Annotated in this window: 20 protein-coding genes; 11 read left to right on the forward strand and 9 right to left on the reverse strand. The window is 70.0% G+C overall.

Annotated features, from left to right (window positions below; translation table 11 throughout):
• Nucleotides 1-200 precede the first annotated feature (200 nt).
• The 9 genes from OG257_RS28885 (at nucleotide 201) to OG257_RS28925 (ending at nucleotide 11091) form a co-directional block, all read left to right on the forward strand.
• Complete coding sequence (locus OG257_RS28885) at nucleotides 201-3134, forward strand: M14 family metallopeptidase (RefSeq protein ID WP_329212222.1); 2934 nt, start codon at nucleotides 201-203, stop codon at nucleotides 3132-3134.
• Nucleotides 3135-3357: 223 nt separating this feature from the next.
• The gene (gap, locus tag OG257_RS28890; protein ID WP_329212223.1) at nucleotides 3358-4368 is read left to right on the forward strand and encodes a type I glyceraldehyde-3-phosphate dehydrogenase; all 1011 of its coding nucleotides are present in this window, start codon (nucleotides 3358-3360) and stop codon (nucleotides 4366-4368) included.
• Between the two features lie 112 nt (nucleotides 4369-4480).
• Complete coding sequence (locus OG257_RS28895) at nucleotides 4481-5692, forward strand: phosphoglycerate kinase (protein WP_329212224.1); 1212 nt, start codon at nucleotides 4481-4483, stop codon at nucleotides 5690-5692.
• 6 nt (nucleotides 5693-5698) lie between these two features.
• Complete coding sequence (gene tpiA, locus OG257_RS28900; RefSeq protein ID WP_329212226.1) at nucleotides 5699-6475, forward strand: triose-phosphate isomerase; 777 nt, start codon at nucleotides 5699-5701, stop codon at nucleotides 6473-6475.
• 114 nt (nucleotides 6476-6589) lie between these two features.
• Nucleotides 6590-6826, forward strand: a complete 237-nt coding sequence (gene secG, locus OG257_RS28905; RefSeq protein WP_069172160.1) for a preprotein translocase subunit SecG — start codon at nucleotides 6590-6592, stop codon at nucleotides 6824-6826.
• A 109-nt stretch (nucleotides 6827-6935) separates the two neighbouring features.
• On the forward strand, nucleotides 6936-7271 hold the full coding sequence (locus OG257_RS28910; protein WP_079099553.1) for an RNA polymerase-binding protein RbpA: 336 nt from the start codon (nucleotides 6936-6938) through the stop codon (nucleotides 7269-7271).
• 154 nt (nucleotides 7272-7425) lie between these two features.
• Nucleotides 7426-9078: a glucose-6-phosphate isomerase gene (gene pgi / locus OG257_RS28915; RefSeq protein WP_329212232.1), complete on the forward strand. Its 1653-nt coding sequence runs from the start codon at nucleotides 7426-7428 to the stop codon at nucleotides 9076-9078.
• Nucleotides 9079-9082: 4 nt separating this feature from the next.
• Nucleotides 9083-9586 (forward strand): PH domain-containing protein, encoded by a 504-nt coding sequence (locus OG257_RS28920; RefSeq protein ID WP_329212234.1) that lies wholly within the window; start codon nucleotides 9083-9085, stop codon nucleotides 9584-9586.
• Nucleotides 9583-11091: a PH domain-containing protein gene (locus OG257_RS28925; RefSeq protein WP_329212236.1), complete on the forward strand. Its 1509-nt coding sequence runs from the start codon at nucleotides 9583-9585 to the stop codon at nucleotides 11089-11091. The genes OG257_RS28920 and OG257_RS28925 overlap by 4 nt, the downstream gene beginning before the upstream one ends.
• Nucleotides 11092-11101: 10 nt before the next feature.
• Here the strand turns inward: OG257_RS28925 and OG257_RS28930 are convergent, their stop codons facing one another.
• The 6 genes from OG257_RS28930 to tkt all read right to left on the reverse strand — a co-directional run bounded on the left by OG257_RS28930 (nucleotide 11102) and on the right by tkt (nucleotide 18117).
• Nucleotides 11102-11461 (reverse strand): VOC family protein, encoded by a 360-nt coding sequence (locus OG257_RS28930; RefSeq protein WP_329212238.1) that lies wholly within the window; start codon nucleotides 11459-11461, stop codon nucleotides 11102-11104.
• A gap of 70 nt (nucleotides 11462-11531) precedes the next feature.
• Nucleotides 11532-12314 carry a 6-phosphogluconolactonase gene (gene pgl / locus OG257_RS28935; protein WP_329212240.1) on the reverse strand — a complete coding sequence of 261 codons (783 nt, stop codon included), beginning with the start codon at nucleotides 12312-12314 and terminating at the stop codon, nucleotides 11532-11534.
• The gene (gene opcA, locus OG257_RS28940; RefSeq protein WP_329212242.1) at nucleotides 12311-13342 is read right to left on the reverse strand and encodes a glucose-6-phosphate dehydrogenase assembly protein OpcA; all 1032 of its coding nucleotides are present in this window, start codon (nucleotides 13340-13342) and stop codon (nucleotides 12311-12313) included. Before opcA ends, pgl begins: the two co-directional genes overlap by 4 nt.
• Entirely contained in the window at nucleotides 13339-14871 is a 1533-nt protein-coding gene (gene zwf / locus OG257_RS28945) for a glucose-6-phosphate dehydrogenase (protein ID WP_329212244.1), read from the reverse strand. The genes opcA and zwf overlap by 4 nt, the downstream gene beginning before the upstream one ends.
• 5 nt (nucleotides 14872-14876) lie before the next feature.
• Entirely contained in the window at nucleotides 14877-15995 is a 1119-nt protein-coding gene (gene tal, locus OG257_RS28950; RefSeq protein ID WP_329212246.1) for a transaldolase, read from the reverse strand.
• Nucleotides 15996-16029: 34 nt separating this feature from the next.
• Nucleotides 16030-18117 carry a transketolase gene (gene tkt, locus OG257_RS28955; RefSeq protein WP_329212249.1) on the reverse strand — a complete coding sequence of 696 codons (2088 nt, stop codon included), beginning with the start codon at nucleotides 18115-18117 and terminating at the stop codon, nucleotides 16030-16032.
• Between the two features lie 285 nt (nucleotides 18118-18402).
• Between tkt and OG257_RS28960 the strand changes: the two genes are divergently transcribed.
• Together OG257_RS28960 and OG257_RS28965 are read left to right on the forward strand one after the other, a co-directional pair.
• Nucleotides 18403-19356 (forward strand): heme o synthase, encoded by a 954-nt coding sequence (locus tag OG257_RS28960; RefSeq protein ID WP_329212251.1) that lies wholly within the window; start codon nucleotides 18403-18405, stop codon nucleotides 19354-19356.
• A gap of 99 nt (nucleotides 19357-19455) precedes the next feature.
• A complete protein-coding gene (locus OG257_RS28965) occupies nucleotides 19456-19809 on the forward strand; it encodes a hypothetical protein (RefSeq protein ID WP_329212253.1) in 354 nt (117 codons plus the stop codon).
• A 71-nt stretch (nucleotides 19810-19880) separates the two neighbouring features.
• Here the strand turns inward: OG257_RS28965 and OG257_RS28970 are convergent, their stop codons facing one another.
• From OG257_RS28970 to OG257_RS28980, 3 genes are all read right to left on the reverse strand, one after another.
• Nucleotides 19881-20861, reverse strand: a complete 981-nt coding sequence (locus OG257_RS28970) for a COX15/CtaA family protein (protein WP_329212255.1) — start codon at nucleotides 20859-20861, stop codon at nucleotides 19881-19883.
• A gap of 86 nt (nucleotides 20862-20947) precedes the next feature.
• The gene (locus tag OG257_RS28975; protein WP_329212257.1) at nucleotides 20948-21715 is read right to left on the reverse strand and encodes an ABC transporter permease; all 768 of its coding nucleotides are present in this window, start codon (nucleotides 21713-21715) and stop codon (nucleotides 20948-20950) included.
• The gene (locus OG257_RS28980; protein ID WP_329212259.1) at nucleotides 21712-22638 is read right to left on the reverse strand and encodes an ABC transporter ATP-binding protein; all 927 of its coding nucleotides are present in this window, start codon (nucleotides 22636-22638) and stop codon (nucleotides 21712-21714) included. Before OG257_RS28980 ends, OG257_RS28975 begins: the two co-directional genes overlap by 4 nt.
• Nucleotides 22639-22847 lie beyond the last annotated feature (209 nt).

Consider the following 22847-nt stretch of genomic DNA (forward strand, 5'->3'; position numbering starts at 1 on the left):
ACCTTCCGTCGCCGGCGCACCTCCCGAGGGCGTCGGCGACGGCATTGCCGGGACAGCCCTCACGCGACCCGCATGCATGCCCGGTACACGCTTTTTGTGCCGCAACGATGCCCTATTGACATGGCCATGGACCATCACGAACCTGTCCTCTGTCCGCCCACCGGGCGGACGGAAGTGACAGACAACTGCATGGGGGGCTCATGAGACGCAGAGCGCGAGCGATCCTCGCCGCGGCTTCATTGCTGATGGCCGGACTGGCGGTACCCGTTGCCCAGGCGGACCAGGGGAGGGGCGGCGGTGAGGACGGTCTGGGTGTCTGGCACGCGGAGGTCTCCGCGGCTCAGCTGCCGCTGCTGGCCGAGGCGGGCACCGACAGTCACGAGCTGAGTGAGCGGGTGCCCGACCGGGGCTCGGCCACCGTCGAGCTCTACCTCACCGACCGGCAGGCCGATGACCTGCGCGGCAAGGGCGTCGAGGTCACCGAGCACACGCTCTCCGCCAAGGCCTCGAAGCGGGTCGCGGCGGCCGGCGACGGCGTCTTCCGCCCGTACAGCGGCGAGAACGGCCTGCAGAAGGAGATCCTCGCGACCGCACAGGCCAACCCCGGCCTCACCAAGGTCGTCAGCATCGGCAGGACCGTCCGTGGCCAGGACATCCTGGCCCTGAAGCTCACCAAGGGCGCCAAGAAGGCCAAGGACGGCTCCAGGCCCGCCACGCTGTACATGTCCAACCAGCACGCCCGGGAGTGGATCACCCCGGAGATGACCCGCCGGCTGATGCACCACTACCTCGACGGGTACGGCAAGGACCCGCGGATCACGAGGATCGTCGACACCACCGAACTGTGGTTCGTGCTCTCCGCCAACCCCGACGGCTACGACTACACGTTCACCGGCGAACGGGACTGGCGCAAGAACCTCCGCGACAACAACGGCGACGGCTCCATCACCCCCGGTGACGGCGTCGACCTCAACCGCAACTTCCGCTACAAGTGGGGCTACGACAACGAGGGTTCGTCGCCGGACCCGGGCGACGAGACCTTCCGCGGCACCGCGCCCGCCTCCGAGCCGGAGACCAGGGCGCTGGACGCCTTCCAGAAGCGCATCGGCTTCCAGTACGGGATCAACTACCACTCCGCCGCACAGCTGTTGCTGTACGGAGTGGGCTGGCAGGTCGCCACGGACACCCCCGACGACATCGTCTACAAGGCACTCGCCGGAACGCCCGAGAAGTCCGCCGTCCCGGGATACCGCCCACAGGTCTCCTCCGAGCTGTACGTCACCAACGGCGAGGCCGACGGACACGCGGCCAACGTCAACAGGATGATGATGTTCACGCCGGAGATGTCGACGTGCGCGACCGCCTCCCGGGTCGACCCCGACGACGCGTGGGAACCGGCCGACTGCGGCTCGGTCTTCCGCTTCCCGGACGACGAGAAGCTGATCCAGCAGGAGTTCGCCAAGAACGTCCCGTTCGCGCTCGCGGTCGCCGAGTCCGCCGCGCACCCCGACCGGCCGGTCTCCCCGGTCGGCATCGAAGCGCCCGACTTCACCCCTGACGCCTTCACCACCTCCTACGCCCGCGGCGGCGACCAGGAAGTGGCGGTGACCGCCCGCAAGTCCGTCCGCGACAAGCGCCTCAACTACCGCATCGACGGCGGCCGTACGCACACCGAGCGGCTCAAGGCCTGGGAGGGCGGCGAGACCTACGGCGGCGAGGACAACCTCCACTTCGACCAGTACCGCGCCGAGGTCGAGGACGCCGACGAGGGCGACACCGTCACGGTCTGGTTCACCGGCCGCACGACAGCCGGCAAGCGCACCTCCAGCACCCCCTTCACCTACACCGTCGCCGACCGGCCGCGCGGCGACACCCTGGTGATCGCCGAGGAGGGCGCCCCCGCCCGGCACACCGCCGCGTACACCGGGGCGCTCGCGGCCAACGGCCACGGAGCGGCCGTCTGGGACGTCGCCGCGAACGGCGCCCCGCACGCCCTCGGGGTGCTCAGCCACTTCCGCACCGTCCTCTGGTACACCGGCGACCGGCGCCCGGCCGCCGCGACCATGCTCGCGGTCCGCTCCTACGTCAACGAGGGCGGCAAGCTGATCAACGCCGGCGAGCAGGCGGGCGGGACCGTCACCGGCGCCGGAGGCACCGACGACTTCTCGCAGTACTACCTCGGCGCGTACAACAGGGTCGGGCTGAAGTCACCGCCCTCCTTCGCGGGCTCCGGACGGCTGTCCGGGGCGACGGGAACGCTCGGCGACGTCCCGGACAACGCACTGGAGGCGGCGGGCGCGTACACCGTCACCTCCGACACGCTGGACCCGGAGGAGTTCCCGCAGTTCCGCAGCGCCGCGGCGGGTGACTACCCGGGGGTCCGCACACCCTTCGAGCCGTACGGGGGCTCCTGGTTCGCCGCCGCCACCCACCAGGACGACTCCTACAAGAGGCTCTCCCGCACCGTCGACCTGACGGGCACCACCGCGGCGGACGACCCGGGTCTGCGGTTCCAGCTCAGCTACGACACCGAGGAGGGGTACGACAATGTCGTCATCGAGGCCCGCACCGTGGGCCAGGACGACTGGACGACCCTGCCCGACGCCAACGGCGGCACCGACACCGGCCTGCCCACGGACTGCGAGGAGGGCTACTACGCCCAGCTCCACCCCTTCCTCACCCACTACCTGACCGTCGGCGGCGACGCCTGCACCGGAACCGGGACCACCGGCAGCTGGAACCGGTTCACGGGCAGCTCCAACGGCTGGCAGGAGGTCTCCGTGGACCTCGGCGCGTACGCGGGCGAGCAGGTCGAGCTCTCGGTCTCCTACGTCACCGACCCGGGCTCGGGCGGCATCGGGGTCTTCGTGGACGACACCGAGCTCGTCGTCGGCGGGACGCCCCGGGACACCGAGGGCTTCGAGACCGCCCTCGGCCCCTGGAGCACTCCCGGGGCACCGGCCGGCAGCCCGCAGAACACGGCCGACTGGACCCGTTCCGGACCGCTGTTCCATTCGCAGGCCGCCGTCACGACCCGTGACACCGTGCTGCTCGGCTTCGGCCTGGAACACGTGGCCGGTGCGGCCGAGCGGAAGCAGCTGATCGGAAAGGCGCTGAGAAGTCTGGGGCGTTGACGCTCCGTAACCGTCGCACGGGTGGGGCCGGCGCCCCGCCCGTGCGATTGCGGCAGTACCGGAGGTCCGTATTCCTACTCGGGAGTACGGGCCTCGCTGTCCGTTCCGCGCCTACTCGATGTCACTACCGGGCCCTCGGAGAGGTAGGGTCGGAGGCGGTCGGGGACATCCCATACAACTCGCCGGCGTCGAAAACCGGCGTACCTAACGAGGAGATCGGTTCGTGACGATCCGCGTAGGCATCAACGGCTTTGGCCGCATCGGTCGTAACTACTTCCGCGCGCTGCTGGAGCAGGGTGCGGACATCGAGATCGTGGCTGTCAACGACCTGGGTGACACTGCGACCACGGCCCACCTGCTGAAGTACGACACCATTCTGGGTCGTCTCAAGGCAGAGGTGAGCCACACCGCCGACACCATCACCGTCGACGGTCACACCATCAAGGTGCTCTCGGAGCGCAACCCTGCCGACATCCCCTGGGGTCAGCTGGGCGTCGACATCGTCATCGAGTCGACCGGCATCTTCACCAAGAAGGCCGACGCCGCCAAGCACATCGCGGGTGGCGCCAAGAAGGTCCTCATCTCGGCTCCGGCCAAGGACGAGGACATCACCATCGTGATGGGCGTCAACCAGGACAAGTACGACGCGGCCAACCACCACGTCATCTCCAACGCCTCCTGCACCACCAACTGTGTGGCGCCGATGGCCAAGGTTCTGGACGAGAACTTCGGCATCGTCAAGGGCCTGATGACGACGGTCCACGCGTACACCAACGACCAGCGGATCCTGGACTTCCCGCACTCGGACCTGCGTCGCGCCCGCGCCGCGGCCGAGAACATCATTCCGACCACGACCGGCGCCGCCAAGGCGACCGCTCTGGTCCTGCCGCAGCTCGCGGGCAAGCTCGACGGCATCGCGATGCGCGTCCCGGTCCCGACCGGTTCCGCTACCGACCTCGTCGTGACGCTGCAGCGCGAGGTCACCAAGGACGAGGTCAACGCCGCGTTCAAGAAGGCCTCCGACGACGGCGACCTCAAGGGTTTCCTGACCTACACCGAGGACCCGATCGTGTCCTCGGACATCGTCGGCGACCCGTCCTCCTGCACCTTCGACTCCTCCCTGACCATGGTCCAGGAGGGTACGTCGGTGAAGATCCTCGGCTGGTACGACAACGAGTGGGGTTACTCCAACCGCCTCGTCGACCTGACGGTCTTCGTCGGCGAGCAGCTCTGATCCTCGGATCGGCAGGCATCTCGATGTGAGTAAGGGGCTCGGGCGGCGCAACGTGGCGCCGTCCGAGCCCCTTGCGTGCTCATCCGTCCTTCCAAGGAGTACCGCGAACAAGATGAAGACGATCGACGAACTTCTCGCCGAAGGGGTCGCCGGCAAGCGGGTATTCGTCCGCGCCGACCTCAACGTGCCGCTCGACGGCACCACGATCACCGACGACGGCCGCATCCGCGCCGTCCAGCCGACGGTCGCCAGGCTCGCCGAAGCCGGCGCGCGGGTCGTCGTCGCCTCGCACCTCGGCCGCCCCAAGGGCGCCCCGGACCCGGCGTTCTCGCTGGCTCCCGCCGCCGCGCGCCTCGGTGAGCTGCTCGGTGCCGAGGTCGCCTTCGCGACCGACACCGTCGGCGAGTCCGCCCGCGCCACGGTCGCCGCTCTCACCGACGGCCAGGTCGCCGTCATCGAGAACCTCCGCTTCAACGCCGGCGAGACGTCGAAGGACGACGCCGAGCGCGGCGCCTTCGCCGATCAGCTCGCCGAGCTCGCCGACGTGTACGTGGGCGACGGCTTCGGTGCCGTCCACCGCAAGCACGCCTCGGTCTTCGACCTTCCGGCCCGGCTCCCGCACGCGGCCGGCGGCCTGATCGCCACCGAGGTCGGCGTCCTCAAGAAGCTCACCGAGGACGTCACGCGCCCCTACGCCGTGGTCCTCGGCGGCTCCAAGGTCTCCGACAAGCTCGGCGTGATCGACCACCTGCTGGAGAAGGCCGACCGCATCCTCATCGGCGGCGGCATGGCCTACACCTTCCTCAAGGCCCAGGGCCACGAGGTCGGCAGCTCCCTCCTCCAGGAGGACCAGATCCCGGCGGTGCTCGGCTACCTCAAGCGCGCCGAGGAGAAGGGCGTGGAGTTCGTGCTCCCCGTCGACGTCGTCGTCTCCGCGCAGTTCCCGGACCTCAAGGCCAAGACCCCGGGCAATCCCACCACCGTCGCCGCCGACGCCATTCCGGCCGGCGTGATGGGCCTGGACAACGGCCCGGAGACCAACAAGCTCTACGCCTCGAAGCTCGCCGACGCGGCCACCGTCTTCTGGAACGGCCCGATGGGCGTCTTCGAGCACCCCGACTACGCCGAGGGCACCAGGGCGGTCGCCCAGGCCCTCGTCGACTCCTCGGCCTTCAGCGTCGTCGGCGGCGGGGACTCCGCAGCCGCCGTCCGCATCCTGGGCTTCGACGAGAACGCATTCGGCCATATCTCGACCGGTGGCGGCGCCAGCCTCGAATACCTCGAGGGCAAGACGCTTCCCGGCCTCGCCGCACTGGAGGACTGACCCTTAATGAGCACCCGCACCCCGCTGATGGCGGGCAACTGGAAGATGAACCTCAACCACCTCGAGGCCATCGCCCACACCCAGAAGCTCGCCTTCGCGCTGGCCGACAAGGACTACGACGCCGTAGAGGTCGCCGTCCTGCCGCCCTTCACCGACCTGCGCTCCGTGCAGACCCTGATCGACGGCGACAAGCTGAAGATCAAGTACGGCGCCCAGGACATCTCCGCGCACGACTCCGGCGCGTACACCGGTGAGATCTCCGGCCCGATGCTCGCCAAGCTGAAGTGCACGTACGTGGCCGTCGGCCACAGCGAGCGCCGCCAGTACCACGGCGAGAACGACGAGATCTGCAACGCCAAGGTGAAGGCCGCCTACAAGCACGGTCTGACGCCGATCCTCTGCGTCGGTGAGGGCCTGGACATCCGCAAGGCCGGTGAGCAGGTCTCCCACACCCTCGCGCAGCTCGACGGTGCCCTGAAGGACGTCCCGGCCGAGCAGGCCGAGTCCATCGTCATCGCGTACGAGCCGGTCTGGGCCATCGGGACCGGCGAGGTCGCCACCCCCGAGGACGCCCAGGAGGTCTGCGGTGCGATCCGCCGCCGCCTCGCCGAGCTGTACTCGCAGGAGCTGGCCGACGCCGTCCGTATCCAGTACGGCGGCTCGGTGAAGTCCGGCAACGTCGCGGCCATCATGGCGCAGCCCGACGTGGACGGTGCGCTCATCGGCGGCGCCGCCCTGGACGCCGACGAGTTCGTCAAGATCGTCCGCTTCCGCGACCAGTGAGTATGCGGTAGCGCCGATCCGTCGTACCCTTGCGGGGGCCGAGAGGGGTATCCCCCTCAGGCCCCCGCTGTTCGTACATGCAGTCCTAAAGATTCCGGAAAGTAGGGACCAGCCGTGATTTTGGCGTTCGAGATCGCCCTGATCGTCTTCAGCCTGCTGCTGATGCTGCTGGTGCTGATGCACAAGGGAAAGGGCGGCGGCCTCTCCGACATGTTCGGTGGCGGAATGCAGTCGTCCGTGGGCGGCTCGTCGGTCGCCGAGCGTAACCTCGACCGCATTACCGTTGTGGTTGGTCTGGCCTGGTTCGCGTGCATTGTCGTCCTTGGTCTGCTCATCAAGCTGGACAGCTGACCCGTCGTTCGCGATTCCCGGTGAGGGTGTAACTCCTTCTACTGGACGCGCGTTGGGCCTTACGTAGACTGGGGCATCTTCGAGCACCATCACGCAGGGAGTTACGACCGTGGCAAGTGGCAACGCGATCCGGGGAAGCCGGGTCGGAGCGGGGCCGATGGGGGAGGCCGAGCGCGGCGAGTCCGCGCCGCGCCTCCGCATCTCCTTCTGGTGCTCGAACGAGCACGAGACGCAGCCGAGCTTCGCCCATGACGCGCAGGTACCGGAGACCTGGGACTGCCCGCGGTGCGGCTTCCCGGCCGGCCAGGACCGGGACAATCCGCCGGCGCCCCCGCGCACCGAGCCGTACAAGACGCACCTGGCGTACGTGCGCGAGCGGCGCAGTGACGCGGACGGCGAAGCGATCCTCGCCGAAGCCCTCGCGAAACTCCGCGGCGAAATCTGAGAGCTGTTCACCGGCCGGTCACCCCACGGGTGCCCGGCCGGAATCCGTATGTCGTCCCGCAGCCCGCTGCTGCCCCGTCGCGCCCTTCACATCAATTAGGTTGGTGGGGCAGCGGGGATGTTGCAGGTACGAGAAGAAGTGGGCGATTTCCCGGATGAACGCACAAAGCCGAACGAAGCTCAATCAGACGCCCGAGTGGACGGCTCTCGGCAAGCACCGTGAGGAGTTCGGCGGCACCGGTCTGCGTCAGCTTTTCGCGGACGCGCCTGACCGCGGGAGCGCGTACACCCTCCGGGTCGGCGACCTCCACATCGATTACTCCAAGCACCTGGTCACCGACGAGACGCTGGGCCTGCTGCGCGAGCTCGCCGCCGCCACGGACGTCGCCGGGCTGCGGGACGCGATGTTCCGCGGCGACAAGATCAACACCACCGAGGACCGCGCCGTCCTGCACACCGCGCTCCGCGCCCCGCGCGACGCCGTGATCGAGGTCGACGGCGAGAACGTGGTGCCGGCCGTGCACGCCGTCCTCGACAAGATGGCCGCCTTCTCCGACCGGGTCAGGGCGGGCGAGTGGACCGGTCACACCGGCAAGCCCATCAAGAACATCGTGAACATCGGCATCGGCGGCTCCGACCTCGGCCCCGCCATGGCGTACGAGGTGCTGCGCTCCTTCACGGACCGCTCGCTCACCGTCCGCTTCGTGTCCAACGTCGACGGTGCGGACCTGCACGAGGCCGTACAGGGACTCGACCCGGCGGAGACGCTGTTCATCGTCGCGTCCAAGACCTTCACCACGATCGAGACCATCACCAACGCCACCTCCGCCCGCGACTGGCTGCTGACCGAGCTGAGGGCCGGTCAGGACGCCGTCGCCAAGCACTTCGTGGCGCTGTCGACCAACGCGGACAAGGTCGCGGACTTCGGTATCGACACGGCCAACATGTTCGAGTTCTGGGACTGGGTCGGCGGCCGCTACTCCTACGACTCGGCGATCGGTCTCTCGCTGATGATCGCCATCGGTCCGGACCGGTTCCGCGAGATGCTCGACGGCTTCCACCTCGTCGACGAGCACTTCCGCACCGCGCCCGCCGAGGAGAACGCTCCGCTCCTGCTGGGTCTGCTGGGTGTCTGGTACGGCGCGTTCTTCGACGCCCAGTCCCACGCCGTGCTGCCCTACAGCCACTACCTGTCCAAGTTCACCGCGTACTTGCAGCAGCTGGACATGGAGTCCAACGGCAAGTCCGTGGACCGGGACGGCGATCCGGTCGACTGGCAGACCGGCCCGGTCGTCTGGGGCACCCCCGGCACCAACGGCCAGCACGCCTACTACCAGCTGATCCACCAGGGCACGAAGGTCATCCCGGCGGACTTCATCGGCTTCGCCGCGCCCGTCGGCGACCTGCTGCCCGGCCTGATCGCCCAGCACGACCTGCTGATGGCCAACTTCTTCGCCCAGACCCAGGCCCTCGCCTTCGGCAAGACGCCCGACGAGGTCCGCGCGGAGGGCGTCGCCGAGGAACTCGTTCCGCACAAGACGTTCCGCGGCAACCACCCGACGACCACGATCCTCGCCGACCGGCTCACCCCGTCGGTGCTCGGCCAGCTGATCGCCCTGTACGAGCACAAGGTCTTCGTCCAGGGCGCCGTCTGGAACATCGACTCCTTCGACCAGTGGGGCGTCGAGCTCGGCAAGGTCCTCGCCAGGAAGATCGAGCCGGTCCTGACCGACGGCACCGGCGCGGAGGAGCTCGACAGCTCCACCGCCGCCCTCGTCTCCGCGTACCGCACGCTGCGGGGTCGCTGAGCCGATGGGCAGGGGGGCGGGGACGGTAGTACTCAGGCCGCCGCGGAACACACCGGCTCCGCGGGCCGTCGGCTGGTGGCGGGCCCAGTGGCTGCTGCTGACGGCCGCTCCGGTGGCCGTGCTGGGACTGCTGGGAGCCTTCATCGCCCCGGCCAGGTCCTGGCTGCTGGTGCCCGCGGCGGCGCTGGCGGTCCTCGGCCTGCTGTGCGCCGTCCTCTTCCCCCTCTGGTGGTTCCGCACCCATCGGTGGGAGGTCACCGACGACGCGGTCTATGTACGGACCGGTGTCTTCCTGCAGGAGTGGCGGATCGCGCCGATGTCCCGCATCCAGACCGTGGACACCGTGCGGGGCCCGCTGGAGCAGCTCTTCGGACTGGCCACGGTCACGGTCACCACCGCGTCGGCCAAGGGGGCCGTGCGGATCGAGGGCCTCGGCCACGAGGTCGCGGCCGAGCTCGTCGAACGGCTGACCAGGGTCACGCAGGCCACCCCCGGGGACGCCACGTGAGCACCGCCGCGGCCGAGGACCCCCGGTGGCGGCGGATCCACCCGCGCACGGTGCTGGTCACCGCGCTCGTCACGGCAGGAGTCGCGGCCGGCGCAGCCGTACCGGTCGTCCTCGGTCTGTCCGGCCGGTTCGGATACGCGCGAGCCGTCGGCTGGGCGTTGGCCGGGGCCGCCGTCCTGATCGGGTGCGCCGCCGCCGGTGACTACGTGCGGTGGCGGCGCACCCGCTACCGCATCGGCCCCGAACGCGTCGATCTGCACACCGGACTTCTGCTGGTCAAACGGCGCTCACTGGACCGGACACGGATCCGCAGCGTCGACCTCACCGCCCCCGTCCAGCTGCGGCTCCTCGGTCTGGTCACGGTGCGCATCGGCACCGGTGAACAGGCCGGCAGCGAATCCACCCTGGAACTCGACCCCGTCACCCGGGCCGAGGGGGAGCGGCTGCGCCACGAACTCCTCGACCGTGCCGCGGAGCCAGGTTCCGGTACGCACCGCGAGGGCGAACTGGCCACGCTCGACCCGCGCTGGATCCGCTACGCACCGGTCTCCTTCGTCGCTCCCGCGCTGGGCGGTGCCGCGGTCGGCGGGCTGCTGCAGATCAGCGAGTGGGCGGGGGTGCAGGGCGAGGTGATCGACTGGGTCGCCGACCGCTTCCTCGACACCCCGCTGGTCTGGGCGATCGTGGTCATGGCGGGGGCCGCCCTGGCCGCCGGTGTCGTCGGGGCACTCGGCCTCTGGGTCGAGATGTGGTGGAACTACCGCCTGGAACGCGAACCCGGCGGGACCCTGCGGGTGCGGCGGGGGCTGCTGACCTCCCGCTCCCTCTCCGTCGAGGAACGCCGGCTGCGCGGAGTGGACCTGGTGGAACCGCTCGGCGTGCGGCTGTTCGGCGCCGCGCGGGTCGACGCGATCACCACGGGGCTGGCCAAGGACGAGGAATCGCAGGGCGCCGACCACAACACCCTGCTCCCGGCCGCGCCCCGCCCGCTGGCCGAGGTGATAGCGGCCGAGGTCCTGCGCGAGAGAAGGACCCCGACCGGTGCCCCGCTGACCGCCCACCCCCGCGCGGCCCGGAGCAGGCGGCTGCGCCGCGCGCTGGGGGCCGTCGCGGTCCCCGTGCTGACCCTGGCGGTTCTGGGCGCCGTACTCACGCCCGTACTGCTGTGGATCGCGCTGGCCTGTGCCGTGGTGTTCCTTCCCCTCGCCGTACTGCTTGCCCTCGACGCGTACCGGGCACTGGGGCACACCGTCAGCGGCGACTACCTCGTGACCCGGTCCGGTACCGTCCGGCGGTCCACGGCGGCCCTGCAGCGGACCGGGGTGATCGGCTGGACGGTGAAGCAGTCCTGCTTCCAGCGCCGGGCCGGACTGCTGAGTGTCACCGCCACGACGGCAGCCGGAGCCGGTGCGTACACCGCGCACGACACCGACGCCTCCGAAGGCCTCACCTTCGCCGCGGAGGCCGTGCCCGGCCTGCTGGAGCCGTTCCTGGAGCGCAGCTGAGCGGTACGGGTCAGCCGTGCGTCGTATCGATGACGCAGAAGCGGTTGCCCTCCGTGTCCGCGAGAACCACGAAGTCCGGATCCGGCGGATAGAGCTCCCACGCCACCGGCTGCGCCCCCAGCCCCGTCAGCCGCGCCACCTCGGCGTCCTGCTCATCGGTGTACAGATCGAGGTGGACGCGCGGCACCTCCTGCACGGGTGACTCGCTCCGCCCCAGGGCCAGTCCGGCGCCGTGCCCCTCGGCCGGGACCAGCACCACCCAGTCGTCCTCGAGCGGCTCACGCTCCACGTAGCCGAGCGCCGCCATCCAGAAGTCCGCCGCGCGCCGTACGTCCGACGCGCCCATCACCACAGTCCCGATTCGCACCATGGCGCCACCCTGGCACGACAGAAGCCCGGCCCGCTCCTGGGAGCGGAACCGGGCCTCCGACGACCTGTGCCTACGCGGAGGCGGGCGGGTACAGCGCACGCGGCAGCCGCGAGGCCGCCGCCGCGTCCAGCAGCCACAGCGTGCGGCTGCGGCCGTACGCGCCCGCCGCCGGGGCCTGGATCTCCCCGGCACCGGACAGCGCGATCTCCGCCGCCTCGGCCTTGTCCTCACCCGCCGCCAGGAGCCACACCTCACGCGCCGCCCGGATGGCCGGCAGCGTGAGCGAGACCCGGGTGGGCGGCGGCTTGGGGGCCCCGTGCACACCGACGACGGTGCGCTCGGTCTCCCGTACCGCCGGCAGCTCCGGGAAGAGCGACGCCACATGCGTGTCCGGGCCGACGCCCAGCATCAGCACGTCGAACGTCGGTACGGGCCCGTGGTCCTCCGGGCCCGCCGCGGCGGCCAGCTCGGCGGCGTACCCCGCGGCGGCGGCATCCGCGTCGCCGCCGAACGGACCGTCCGAGGCGGGCATCGCGTGCACCCGGGACGGGTCCAGGGCCACCGCGTCCAGCAGGGCCTCACGGGCCTGCGTGACGTTGCGCTCCGGATCGCCCTCGGGCAGGAACCGCTCGTCGCCCCACCACAGGTCGAGCCGCGACCAGTCGATCGCGTCCCGCGCGGGCGAACCGGCGAGCGCGGCCAGCAGGCCGTTGCCGTTGCGCCCGCCGGTGAGGACCACGGAGGCCGATCCGCGTGCGGCCTGGGCGTCCACGATCTTCGTGATCAGCCGGGCCGCCGCGGCCTGGGCCATCAGCTCCTTGTCGCGGTGCACGACGAGCTGCGGAGCACTCACTTCGAGGCCGCCTTCTTGGCCGCGGCCTTCTTCGCGGCCGGGGCCGCGGCACCGGCCGGGGACGACGGCTTGTGCCCGGCACCGACCGAGGACGCCTCGGCGGGACCGCCGAGACGCTCCACGCCGAACTTCACCGTGGCCTCGTAGATGTTGTCCGGGTCCAGCCGCCGCAGCTCCTCCGCGAGGAGCTCGGCGGTCTCCCGCCGCTTCAGCGCCACCGCACGGTCCGGCTGGCCCACCATGGAGAGCGTGGCCAGCGAGCCGTCGGCCCGGTCCAGAACGATGACACCGTTCTTGGTCTCCAGCCGGACGGCCGTCAGACCGGGACCGGCGGACAGGGTGCGCTCCACCGGGACACCGAGCCGGTCCGCGAGCCACATGGCCAGCAGTTCGCAGCTCGGGTTGTCCGACTCGCCCTCGACCGTCGCGGAGACGACCTGGGCGGGCTGCTGGTCGAGCGCGGCCGCCAGCATCGAGCGCCACGGCGTGATGCGGGTCCACGCCAGGTCGGTGTCACCCGGTTGGTACGTCGCCGCACGCACCGCGAGCTCGTCGAGCGGGTGCTCGGCCGAGTACGTGTCGGTGATACGGCGCTGGGCCAGTGCACCCAGCGGGTCCTTCGCCGGGTCCGCCGGGGCGTCCTCGGGCCACCACACCACGACCGGGGCGTCCGGCAGCAGCAGCGGCAGGACGACCGACTGGGCGTGATTGGCCAGCTCGCCGTGCAGACGCAGGACGACGGTCTCGCCGGAGCCCGAGTCGGAACCGACCCGCACCTCGGCGTCGAGGCGGGCGTCACGCCGGCTGCGCGGCGAACGGCTGATCCGCTTGATCACCGCGATGATCCGCGAGGGGTGCTCGCGCGAGGAGTCGGCCGCCGCCCGGAGGGCGTCGTAGGCGTTCTCCTCGTCGGTGACGACGACGAGGGTGAGCACCATTCCGATGGCCGGGGTGCCGAGCGAACGGCGGGCCGACACCAGGGCCTGGTTGATCTTGCTGGACGTGGTTTCCGTGAGATCGATCTTCATGGCCGGCGCCAGCTCCGTCCGTCGCGTGCGAGCATCTCGTCGGCTTCGGCCGGACCCCAGGTGCCGGCCGCGTACTGGGCGGGCTTGCCGTGCTTGTCCCAGTACTCCTCGATCGGGTCGAGGATGTTCCAGGAGAGCTCGACCTCCTGGTGGCGCGGGAAGAGGTTGGCGTCGCCGAGCAGGACATCCAGGAGGAGCCGCTCGTACGCCTCCGGGCTGGACTCCGTGAAGGACTCGCCGTACGCGAAGTCCATCGTGACGTCCCGTACCTCCATGGAGGTACCGGGCACCTTGGAGCCGAACCGCACCGTGACGCCCTCGTCCGGCTGCACCCGGATGACCAGGGCGTTGCTGCCCAGCTCCTCCGTCGCACCGGACTCGAAGGGCAGGTACGGGGCGCGCTTGAAGACGACCGCGATCTCCGTGACCCGGCGGCCGAGCCGCTTTCCGGTACGGAGGTAGAACGGCACGCCCGCCCAGCGGCGGTTGTTGATCGTCAGCTTGATCGCGGCGAAGGTGTCGGTCTTCGACTTGGGGTCGATACCGTCCTCCTCCAGATAGCCGGGGACTTCCTCGCCGCCCTGCCACGCGTGCGCGTACTGGCCGCGCACGGTGTGCTTGCCCAGGTCGTCCGGCAGCTCCACCGCCGTGAGCACCTTGAGCTTCTCGGCGACCAGGGCCTTCGGGTGGAAGGAGCCGGGCTCCTCCATCGCGGTCAGCGCCAGCAGCTGGAGCAGGTGGTTCTGGATGACGTCACGGGCTGCGCCGATGCCGTCGTAGTAGCCGGCCCGGCCGCCGATGCCGATGTCCTCGGCCATCGTGATCTGGACGTGGTCGACGTACGACCTGTTCCAGATCGGCTCGAACATCGTGTTGGCGAAGCGCAGCGCCAGGATGTTCTGGACCGTCTCCTTGCCGAGGTAGTGGTCGATACGGAAGACCTCGTTCGGCGGGAACACATCGTGCACGAGCTGGTTGAGCTCCTGCGCGCTGGTGAGGTCGTGCCCGAACGGCTTCTCGATGACGGCACGCCGCCAGGAGCCCTCCTTCTGGTCCGCGAGCCCGTGCTTCTTGAGCTGCTGGACGACCTTGGGGAAGAACTTCGGCGGTACGGACAGGTAGAAGGCGAAGTTGCCTCCCGTGCCCTGTGCCTTGTCGAGCTCCTGGATCGTGGCCTTCAGGGTCTCGAAGGCGTCGTCGTCGTCGAAGTTGCCCTGGACGAAGCGCATCCCCTGGATGAGCTGCTGCCAGACCTCTTCACGGAACGGCGTACGCGCGTGCTGCTTGACGGCGTCGTGGACCTCCTGGGCGAAGTCCTCGTCCTGCCACTCGCGGCGTGCGAAACCGATGAGCGAGAAGCCCGGCGGCAGCAGGCCGCGGTTGGCCAGGTCGTAGACGGCGGGCATCAGCTTTTTACGGGACAAATCGCCCGTGACGCCAAAGATCACCAGGCCCGACGGCCCCGCGATACGCGGGAGCCGTCGGTCCTGTGCGTCACGGAGCGGGTTCACTCCGGGAACACCAGACAAGGTGGTCAGCCCTCCGAAGGAGCGAGGCGCTTGAGCTCGGCCTCGGTGGAGTTGAGCAGGTCGATCCAGGCAGCCTCGAACTTCTCGACGCCCTCGTCCTCGAGGAGCTGGACGACGTCGTCGTAGCTGACCCCGAGCTTCCCGACGGCGTCGAGCTCGGCACGTGCCTGCTCGTAGGTGCCGGCGATGGTGTTGCCCGTGATCTGTCCGTGGTCCGCCGTGGCGTTCAGCGTGCCCTCGGGCATGGTGTTCACCGTGCCGGGGGCGACCAGGTCGTCCACGTACAGGGTGTCCTTGTACGCGGGGTCCTTCACGCCCGTGGAGGCCCACAGGGGACGCTGCTTGTTGGCGCGGGCCTTGTCGAGGGCCGCCCAGCGGTCGGAGGAGAAGACCTCCTCGTACGCCTCGTAGGCGAGGCGGGCGTTGGCCAGAGCGGCCTTGCCCTTCAGTGCCTTCGCCTCGTCGGTGCCCACGGCGTCCAGGCGCTTGTCGATCTCGCTGTCCACACGGGACACGAAGAACGAGGCCACCGAGTGGATCTTGGAGAGGTCCAGGCCCGCGGCCTTCGCCTTCTCCAGGCCCGCCAGGTAGGCGTCCATGACCTCGCGGTAGCGCTCCAGCGAGAAGATCAGCGTCACGTTGACGCTGATGCCCTTGCCGATGACCTCGGTGATCGCCGGCAGGCCGGCCTTCGTCGCGGGGATCTTGATGAGCGTGTTCGGCCGGTCCACCAGCCAGGCCAGCTGCTTGGCCTCGGCGACGGTGGCCGCCGTGCGGTGGGCCAGGCGCGGGTCGACCTCGATGGAGACCCGGCCGTCCTGGCCGTCGGTGGCGTCGAAGACGGGGCGCAGGATGTCGGCGGCGTCGCGGACGTCGGCCGTCGTGATCATGCGGATGGCCTCGTCGACCGTGACCTTGCGGGTGGCGAGGTCGGTGAGCTGCTGGTCGTAACCGTGGCCCTCGGAGATCGCCTTCTGGAAGATCGACGGGTTGGTCGTGACACCCACGACGTGGCTCTGGTCGATCAGCTCGGCCAGGTTGCCGGAAGTGATCCGTGTACGGGACAGGTCATCGAGCCAGATCGCCACGCCCTCGTCGGAGAGGCGCTTGAGTGCGTCTGTCATGAGAATTGCATCTCCTACTAGTCGTATAACCGGGTCAGCGCGCGGTGGCGGCGATAGATTCCCGGGCGGCGGCGGCCACGTGGCCGGCGGTGAAGCCGAACTCGCGGAAGAGGACCTTGGCGTCGGCCGAGGCACCGAAGTGCTCCAGCGAGACGATCCGGCCCGCGTCACCCACGTACCGGTGCCAGGTCAGACCGATGCCGGCCTCGACGGCGACACGGGCCTTGACGGACGGCGGCAGCACGCTGTCCTTGTACTCCTGGTCCTGCTCCTCGAACCACTCGACACACGGCATCGAGACCACACGGGTCGGTACACCGGCCGCCTGGAGCTCGTCCCGCGCCTCGACGGCCAGCTGGACCTCGGAGCCCGTACCGATCAGAACCGCCTGCGGCTCACCGCCCTCGGCCTCGAACAGGACGTAGCCGCCCTTGGCCGCGTTCTCGTTCGCCGCGTACGTCGGCACACCCTGGCGGGTCAGCGCCAGACCGTGCGGGGCGCCCTTGCCGAACACCTTGGTGTAGCGGCGCAGGATCTCGCGCCAGGCGATCGTGGTCTCGTTGGCGTCGGCCGGGCGGACGACGTTGAGGCCCGGGATGGCGCGCAGCGAGGCGATGTGCTCGACCGGCTGGTGGGTCGGACCGTCCTCACCGAGGCCGACCGAGTCGTGCGTCCACACGTACGTCACCGGCAGGTGCATCAGCGCGGACAGGCGCACGGCGTTGCGCATGTAGTCGGAGAACACCAGGAAGGTGCCGCCGTAGATACGGGTGTTGCCGTGCAGCGCGATGCCGTTCATGGCCGCGGCCATCGCGTGCTCGCGGATGCCGAAGTGGATCGTCCGGCCGTACGGGTCGGCCTCGGGCAGCGGGTTGCCTGCCGGGAGGAACGACGACGTCTTGTCGATCGTGGTGTTGTTCGAGCCGGCCAGGTCGGCCGAGCCGCCCCACAGCTCGGGGATGACCCCGCCGAGCGCCTGCAGGACCTTGCCGGAGGCCGCACGGGTGGCGACACCGTGGCCCGCCTCGAAGAGGGGGAGCTTGTCCTCCCAGCCCTCGGGCAGCTCGCCCGCGGAGATGCGGTCGAACTCGGCGGCGCGCTCCGGGCTGGCCGTGCGCCACGCCGCGAAGGACTTCTCCCACTCGGCCTTGGCCTCGCGGCCGCGGTCCAGTGCCTCACGGGTGTGCGAGATGACCTCGTCGGAGACCTCGAAGGTCTTCTCCGGGTCGAAGCCGAGCACCCGCTTGGTGGCCGCGATCTCCTCGTCGCCGAGCGCCGAGCCGTGCGCGGCCTCGGTGTTCTGGGCGTTCGGGGCGGGCCAGGCGATGATCGAGCGGGCCGCGATGAACGACGGGCGCTCGGTCTCGGCCTTGGCGGCCAGCAGCGCCCGGTAGAGGCCCTCGGGGTCCAGGTCGCCGCTGGGCGACTGGTCGACGCGCTGGACGTGCCAGCCGTAGGACTCGTACCGCTTGAGGGTGTCCTCGGAGACCGCGGTCTCCGTGTCGCCCTCGATCGAGATGTGGTTGTCGTCCCACAGGAGCACCAGGTTGCCGAGCTTCTGGTGGCCGGCCAGCGAGGACGCCTCGGCGGAGATGCCCTCCTGGAGGCAGCCGTCACCGGCGATGACCCAGATCGTGTGGTCGAACGGGGAGGTGCCGGGGGCCGCCTCCGGGTCGAACAGGCCGCGCTCGTAACGGGAGGCCATCGCCATGCCCACGGCGTTGGCGACACCCTGGCCGAGCGGGCCGGTCGTCGTCTCGACACCGGTGGTGTGGCCGTACTCCGGGTGGCCGGGCGTCTTGGAGCCCCAGGTGCGGAAGGCCTTGAGGTCGTCCAGCTCGAGGCCGTAACCGGCCAGGTAGAGCTGGATGTAGAGCGTCAGGCTGGAGTGGCCCGCGGAAAGGACGAACCGGTCGCGGCCGGTCCAGTCCGCGTCCGCCGGGTCATGGCGCATCACCTTCTGGAAGAGGGTGTACGCGGCAGGAGCCAGGCTCATCGCCGTACCCGGGTGGCCGTTTCCGACCTTCTGTACGGCGTCCGCGGCGAGGACGCGGACAGTGTCCACGGCCCGCTGGTCCAATTCGGTCCACTGGAGGTCTGTGGTGGTCGGCTTGGTGCTCACCCTGAGTCAGGGCTCCTCTCCACTGTTTGTAAACCGGTGGCTGATACCGCACCGGGCATTGCCGAGCCTACCCCCGGAACAAGGCCTCACTTCTGCCCTTTCCACAGTGCGGGCGACCTGCGGAGTTCGCCTCCCGTATGAGCGCCACCGTTCACTTCTGCGCCACCCCAACACGACCCCACCCCCGCGAAGAGGGGCGTATCCGCAACGTCTACAGTGGTCTGGTTCGCGCAAGTCTTTACCGGGCCTTCATGCCTGGAGCTTGCTGGGATTTCTCTGTCAGGGGTGTGCGTGACGGCCGTCGAGTCCCGACCCGCAGGGGTCGCCTTGACTCCGAGCCCAGTGGGCCATCGCCCGTTCGGGGCCCGCATCAAGGCATTCGTGGCACTTACCAAGCCGCGCATCATCGAGTTGCTGTTGATCACCACCGTTCCGGTGATGTTTCTTGCCGCTCAAGGCGTGCCCGACCTATGGCTCGTAGTCACCACCACCATCGGCGGATATCTCTCCGCGGGCGGTGCCAATGCGCTCAACATGTATATCGACCGTGACATCGACGCGCTGATGGACCGTACGTCCCAGAGGCCGCTGGTCACCGGCATGGTGAGCCCGCGCGAGTGCCTGGTCTTCGGAATCGCCCTCGGGGTGATTTCCACGGTCTGGTTCGGCCTGCTCGTCAACTGGCTCTCGGCCGCGCTCTCGCTCGGCGCACTTCTGTTCTACGTCGTCGTCTACACGATGCTGCTCAAGCGCCGGACCTCGCAGAACATCGTCTGGGGCGGAATCGCCGGCTGCATGCCCGTACTCATCGGCTGGTCCGCCGTGACCAATTCGATGTCCTGGGCCGCGGTCATTCTTTTCGCCGTCATCTTCTTCTGGACGCCGCCGCACTACTGGCCGCTGTCGATGAAGGTGAAGGAGGACTACGCCCGGGTCGGCGTCCCGATGCTCCCGGTCGTCGCCTCCAACCGGGTGGTGGCCCGCCAGATCGTCGTCTACAGCTGGGTGATGGTCGGCGTCTCGCTGCTCCTCACCCCACTGGGCTACACCGGCTGGTTCTACACGGCGGTCGCCCTGCTGGCCGGCGGCTTCTGGCTCTGGGAGGCGCACGGCCTGCAGAACCGGGCCAGGGCCGGGGTGACCGGAGGCAAGCTCAAGGAGATGCGGCTGTTCCACTGGTCCATCACCTACGTCTCCCTCCTGTTCGTCGCCATCGCGGTGGATCCCTTCCTGCGGTAGCTCCGCGCATCTGACTTCCCGCCGACGGGCGGGCCACGTGGCACAGGCCACGTGGCCCGCCCGTCGCCAGTCGATCTACCCCTCGGTAGCATCCTTGACATGGCAGAGACGGCAGAGACCCAGCAGGTGGACGGCAAGCAGGCGGCCCGCGCGGAGCGCAGGGCGGCGAAGCTGGCCAAGCAGATCGGTGTGTTCGCCAAGGCGCACGGCGGAGCCGAGGGCCACCTCGCCCACATAGGGCAGTCGGGCACCCGCATCGTCCTCGTCGGGCAGGACGGCGGCTGGGGCGACCTCGTCGCCCCCTCGTACGCGGTGGCCGACAGCGCGGCGCAGAAGTCCGGGATCACGATGCACGAGAGCTTCGACGGCGACTTCGCCTCCAAGATCCGCACAGGACCGTACGAGTGGACCCGGATGGCCGGTATCCAGCTCGGCGGCCCGTCGAACGGCTGAACCCGCACACGGCAACGGCCTCCGCCGTCGCACCCGCTCGGGTGCGACGGCGGAGGCCGTTTCTGCTCGGGTCAGGCCACGGGCGTGTGCTCAGGCCGCTGTCCGGCCGCCGGGGCGGGAACGGTGGCCGTCGCCACCGGGCGCTCGCGCAGCGACAGCAGCAGTCGCAGCACGGCGATCCACATCAGGCCCGAGCCGAGCATGTGGAGGCCGACCAGGATCTCGGGGACGTCGCTGAAGTACTGGACGTACCCGATGGTGCCCTGCGCCACCAGGACGATCAGCAGGTCCCGGGAGCGCGCCCGGGTGTCGGCTGGGGCGTCCACGATCCGCAGGGCCAGCCACATCGCGATCGCCAGGGCGCAGACCACCCAGGCGGCGACGGCGTGGACATGGGCCGCGGCGGACCAGTCCCACGGCATGCGCGGTACGTCGCTGCTGTCCCCGGCGTGCTTGCCCGAGCCGGTCACCGTGGTGCCGAGCACGATCAGGACCACCGAGGCCGCCACGATCGCCCAGGACAGGGTGCGCACCGGCTTCGGGGCGCGCGGGCGGCGGGGGCCGTCGCCCTCACCGATCCGCACCCAGGTGAGGACGGCCACGGTGAGCAGGCAGTTGGCGAGCAGGAAGTGGCCGGCCACCGACCACGGGTTGAGGCCCGCCCAGACCGTGATACCGCCGATGACGGCGTTCCCCATCACGAGCCAGAACTGCGACCAGGCGAGCCGGGTCAGACCGCGCCGGCGGGGCTTCAGGGAGCGCGCCGCGACGATCGCCCAGCCGACCGCGGCCGAGAGGACGTACGTGAGCATGCGGTTGCCGAATTCGATGGCGCCGTGCAGGCCCTGCTCCGGCGTGGCGAAGAGGCTGTCGTCCGTGCACTTGGGCCAGGTGTCGCAGCCCAGACCGGAACCGGTCAGCCGGACGGCACCGCCGGTGACGATGATGAAGACCGTCATGACGACTGCGGACAGTGCGGCACGCCGGGCCGTCGTCACGGACGGCGTCCAGCGCTTGGCGATGTAGGAGAGGGGGGTTTCCACGCGCACCATCGTAGGCAACGGCTTGTGCACGTTTTCACGAGGGGTGGTGGTCATTCCCGGACGTCTCGCGACATCAGCGGTATGTCACCGCATGCTCACTCCCAGCGGAAGAACTTCGCCGCCGCGCCCAGCCCGAGCACCGCCCACACCGCGAGGATTCCCAGGTCGCCCCACGGCATCGGGGCGCCGTGCTGGAGGACGTCCCTGAGGCCGTCCGAGAGCGCCGAGATCGGCAGCAGCCCGAGGACCGACTGCGCCGCGTCCGGGAACCTGTCCAGCGGCACGATGACCCCGCCGCCGACCAGCAGCAGCAGGAAGACCAGGTTGGCCGCCGCGAGGGTCGCCTCGGCCTTCAGCGTCCCCGCCATCAGCAGCCCGAGGCCGGAGAAGGCCACGGTGCCCAGCACCAGGAGCAGCAGGACGGCGAACGGGCTGCCCTCGGGGGACCAGCCCAGCGCGAAGGCGATCACCGTGAGCAGGACGATCTGCAGCACCTCGGTGACCAGCACCGCGAGGGTCTTCGCGGCCATCAGGCCCCAGCGCGGCAGCGGTGAGGCGCCCAGTCGCTTGAGTACCCCGTAGCGCCGCTCGAACCCCGTCGCGATGGCCTGGCCGGTGAAGGCCGTGGACATCACCGCGAGCGCGAGAATGCCGGGCGCCAGGAAGTCGACCGGCTCGCCCGCGCCCGTGTCGACGATGTCGACCGCGCTGAACAGCACCAGCAGCAGCGTCGGAATGACCACCGTCAGCAGCAGCTGCTCGCCGTTGCGCAGCAGCATCCGCGTCTCCAGCGCGGCCTGCGCGGCGATCATGCGCGGCAGCGGGGCGGCGCCGGGGCGTGGGGTGTACGTACCGGCGCTCATGCGCGCAGCTCCTTGCCGGTCAGTTCGAGGAAGACGTCCTCGAGGGTGTGCCGCTCCACCGCGATGCCGTCCGGCATCACGCCGTGCTGGGCGCACCAGGAGGTGACGGTGGCCAGCAGCTCCGGGTCGATCCTCCCGGTGATGCGGTACGCGCCCGTGGTGAGCTCGGCCGCCTCGGTGCCGTCGGGCAGGGCCTTCAGGAGCGAGGCGAGATCCAGCCCGGGACGGCCGGTGAAGCGCAGGGTGTTCTCGGCGCCGCCGCGGCGCAGCTGCTCCGGGCTGCCCTGGGCGATGACCCGGCCCGCGTCGATGACGGCGATGTCATCGGCGAGTTCCTCGGCCTCGTCCATGAAGTGGGTGGTGAGGACGACCGACACGCCGTCGGTGCGCAGCTCCCGGATCAGATCCCAGGTGGAGCGGCGTGCCTGCGGGTCGAGGCCCGCGGTCGGTTCGTCCAGGAAGACCAGCTCGGGCCGGCCGACGACGGCCATCGCCAGGGCGAGGCGCTGCTGCTGGCCACCGGAGAGCCGGCGGTAGCTGGTCCGGCCGCAGCTGCCGAGCCCCAGACGTTCGATGAGCATGCCGACGTCCAGCGGGTGGGCGTGCAGCTTCGCCATGTGCTTGAGCATCTCGTCGGCGCGCGCACCGGAGTAGACGCCGCCGGACTGCAGCATCACGCCGATGCGGGGACGGAGTGCGGCCGCGTCGGCGACCGGGTCGAGGCCGAGGACCCGCACGGTCCCGTCGTCCGGCCTGCGGTAGCCCTCGCAGGTCTCGACGGTGGTGGTCTTGCCGGCGCCGTTGGGGCCGAGGACCGCGGTCACCGCGCCCGCCCGGACCTCCAGGTCGAGGCCGTCCACTGCGGTCTTGGTGCCGTAGCGCTTTACCAGGGCCTTGACCTGTACGACGGGCTCGCTGCTCATGGCCGGTAAGTCTAGGCAGTGACCGAAGGACCCCGGGGCCTGGGTCCCGTGGAGCGCGAATTGGCCAATGTGGGGCCGGGCCGGGGCCGGGAGTCCCCTCCGGGAGCCGGGCGTACTTCCCTGGGCGATACCTCGGTACACCTCAAAGCTCGGCCAATGACGCCCCAGGCGCCCCGCTGCCCCCTTCCGTGTCCTGCGTCACGTCCCCC

The sequence above is a fragment of the Streptomyces sp. NBC_00683 genome, assembly GCF_036226745.1.
In the GTDB taxonomy this organism is placed as follows: domain Bacteria; phylum Actinomycetota; class Actinomycetes; order Streptomycetales; family Streptomycetaceae; genus Streptomyces.